The sequence below is a fragment of the Protofrankia sp. CiP1_Cm_nod3 genome (assembly GCF_982290655.1).
On record NZ_CEVIVD010000200.1, the window covers coordinates 1 to 3,650 of the forward strand.

Sequence of the window (3,650 nt, forward strand, 5' to 3'; positions counted from 1 at the left end):
GTGGCGGCCGGTGGCCGTCTCCCACAGCCGGACCGTGGCGTCGCCGCTGCCGGAGGCGATGGTGGTGCCGTCGGGGGAGAACGCCACCGCGTACTGGGGCGATGCCGCTGGCCGTGGCATCACCTGCGCCCGGTCTCGCCCGGCGAGCGCTGCCGTGGCCAGTTCGGGCGCGTCCACGGCGGGGCCGAGCCGGCCGCCGAGAAAGGCGGCCCGTGACCAGTTGCTGCCTGTCAGTGTCGCCCCGGTGAGATCCGTGTCGACGAAGCGGGTGCCGCTGAGGTCGGCGCCGGTCAGGTCCACCCCGGTGAGCTCGGCCCCGGTCACCCGCGCCTGCCGCATCGACGCGCCGGTCAGGTCGGCCGCGCGCAGGACTCCGCCGGAGATCCGGGCGCCGTCGAGGTCCACCTCATGGGCCACCACCCCCTCCGCCGCGACATCACTCAGCGTCGCCCCGGTCAGCCTCGCCTCGGACAGGTCCGCGCCGTCGAGCCTGGTGCCCTTCAGGGAGGCGCCGGCGAGCACCGCCGCCCGCAGGTCGGCGCCGCGCAGGTCGGCGCGGTCGAGCCGGGCGTCGGTCAGGTTCGCCCGCCGCAGGTCGGCATCGCGCAGGTCCTGGCCGGACAGGTCCTCGCCCGCGAGGTCGGCACCGGCCAGGTCCGCCCCCGTCCGCAGCCGGACACCCAGCCGCCGCGCGACCAGCTCCGCGTTCGCCTTCGCCACCGCGGGCGCCGCCGCATCGGTGACGGTGTTCTGCGCCCAGCGGGCCGCCGCGTCCCGGCCGGCCAGGTCGGTGAAGAAGTCGGCCATCAGCTCCGACATCTTCTGCGCCGCGAGCAGATCGCCGGCATGGCCACCGCGGCCGGCCGGCGCCGTGAGCACACGGGCGATCTCGGCCGCGACCAGGTACTCCATCACCGACTGGTGGATGAAGGCGAACCGGCCGTCGGCGTCGCGGCGCAGCGCGGTGCCGGAACCGAGCAGGTGGGCGGTCTCGTCCGCGGTGCGGCTGCGTGGGTCGCGCATCGACCGGAGCACGTGGCCGGCGATCTCGGTCAGCCTGGCCACGCCGACGAAGGCCGCGCCGTCCCGCCACAGCGTGACGGCGAGTTCGGTGACGGCGGCCCCCCGTTCGTCGACCGTCAGCTCCCGTGACCGGGTGTGCTCGTAGGCCAGCCACTGGCCGATCAGCTCCCGGTACAGGTCGGCGGCGGTCACCGTGCCGGATGCGCCGTCCGGGCCCTCTGCCGGCTCCTTGGCCGGACCGGCGGTCCCGGCGCTGGCGCCGCTGGCAGCGCCGGGACCGCCGGCGCCGGCCTCACCGGTGACCTCGCCGGTAGCGGTGCCAGCGGGGAGCCGGCGCGCCCGGCGCAGCCGGTCCTCGTCCAGGTCGGCGATGAACGACAGCAGCCGCGGGTTGTGCGCCAGGTCGGGGAGGTCCCGCACCTCCTCGATCAGGGCCAGGCGGTCCGCCGCCAGCCGCCGCGCCTCGGCACGGCGGGAGCCGGGATCGGGCAGCTTCTGGGACAGCGCCCGGTCGTAACGCCCGACCAGGAAATCATGGATCTGCCCGGAGGTGAACTCGGTCAACCGGACGATGTACCGGCCGAACGTGCGCGCGACCTTCTCCCCGGTCTTCTTCAGCACCTCGTCGTCGGTCAGGAAGAACTCGGCCCGGCTCGTCACGAGGATCTTCGCCTGGCCGGCGGCCGCCGGGGTATCGGGGCCGGCCCGGCCGTCGAGGGCGTCCAGCAGGGCGTCCAGGTCCTCCACCGCGCGTTCGTAGGTGACGCGGGCGGCGAGCTCGTCGAAGCCGTCGCAGATCAGCACCAGCCGGCCCCGGCCCAGCATGTAGCGGAAGGCGTCCAGGTCCGGCCGGCGGACCGCCGACTCCACCAGATGCTGGGCGACGAGCTGGTCGAGCTCCAGCGACTTCTCCAGCCTGCCCAGCTCGATCAGCATCGGGTCCACGTGCGGCAGGTGGCCGGGCAGCTTCAGGGCGAGCTCGTGGGTGAGGAAGGTCTTGCCGTACCCGGGCTCGCCGAGCACGAGGACGAACCGGGCCTCGTCCGTGGTCAGCCACTCGATGATCTGGTCGAGGGCGGTGCCGGGCACTGTGTCGGGCACTGTGCCCGGCACTGTGTCGGGCGTGCGGCCGACACGGCGGATGCGCTGCGGCACGTACAGCTCGGGCGGGTAGTTCACGTCGGTACGCAGCCGGTCGGTCTGCCGGCGGACGTAGTCGCGCAGGTCCAGCACACCCTGGTATTCGGGCCTACTCAGCAGCGTCATGCCGAGCCGCTCGGCGTGGGCGACCAGGCCCGGCGCGGCCTGCGCCCCGGTGTAGACGAGGTCGGTGAACACGCCCGGGTGGGCGGCCAGGTAGCCGTGCCGGACGGTCCGCGCGAACTCGTCGACCCCGGCCGCGTCCGCGTCGCCGTCGAGCAGGCCGACGATCCGGTGCTCGACGATGCGCCCCTCGGCGCGCCACAGCCGCAGATGGGCGGGCGGCCCGCCGTCTCCCGCCGCCTTCTCGACCCGATCGACCCTCGCGTCCGGATGGCGCAGGCGGGCCACCTCGGCGATCTCGTCCAGCAGGTCGGGTGGCCGCGGCCCGGCCGGCTCGCCGTAGCGCCGCTCGCCGGACGGGCCGTCGTCGTCCAGGAAGGGCCCGTCGGGAGATCTCCCGTCCGGGAAGCGGCCGTCCCGGCGCCAGCCGGAGCGGTACCGTCCTGGCTCGCTCTCCCCACCGCCATCCCCCGCCGGGCGCGGGAACGCCGCGTGCACGGACCGGAACTCGTGCCGGGTGCGCACCGACCAGGAGCCGCCGGCCGGGTCGATCCGCGGGTCGCCCGTCCAGCGTCGCTGGTCCGGCTCGTAGCGGCGGGCGTACCGGGTGAACCCGGCCCGGTCGATGCGGATCAGCTGGTACTGGTTCGCCACCTCGGACGGCCGGGCGGACGCGGCGGCCGCCGCGCTGCCCGTGGACACCACCGGCAGCCCGGAGACCGGCAGCGAGCCGGCCCGGCCGTCGTGGGTGTGACCGTGCAGGAGCAGGTTCAGGTGGGGCCCGAGGATCCTGTCCAGGTCGTCGGCGTCGCGCAGGTTCTCGTCGTCCGAGGCCGCGCCGCGGACCGGGTTGTGGTGCACCGCGCCGATCCGCAGCCAGCCGTCGCGCTCGTAGCGGCGCAGCGCCTCGGCGACCGCGCGGAGCTGGCGCTCGCCGAGCCAGCCGTAGTGCTCCTCGTGCGTCTCGGCCATCGTCGAGTTCAGCCCGGCCACGACGACCCCGCGGCCGTGGACGGGGATCTCGAACAGCGACCACTCGGCGTTGACCTGGAACCCGGTCGTCACGTCGTCCCCGTAGAACCGCCGGAGCAGGTCGGCGAAGAACTCCCACTTCGGCCAGTACGGCGGTTCCGGCCGTCGTCCGTACGCCTGCTCGCGCAGGAAAGAGGACTGGCAGAGCAGCCAGTTGACGTCGTGGTTGCCGGGGACGAGCGCGAACCGGCCCCGGTCGAGCCCCAGGCTGTCCGCCAGCGCGACGAGGAAGTCGTACACCTGGTCGAACTCGGCCTCGGTGCCGGTCTCGGCCAGGTCGCCGGTGACCACGACGAGGTCGGGGCGCAGCCCCTCGGTCGTGGCCCGCTCCC

At 74.7% G+C, this 3,650-nt stretch carries 1 protein-coding gene; it reads right to left on the reverse strand.

The genetic code is table 11. The features are described 5' to 3' along the window. A partial coding sequence (locus tag AC5LUJ_RS22550; RefSeq protein WP_493465702.1) for a pentapeptide repeat-containing protein occupies positions 1–3,650 on the reverse strand: 3,650 nt, incomplete at both ends.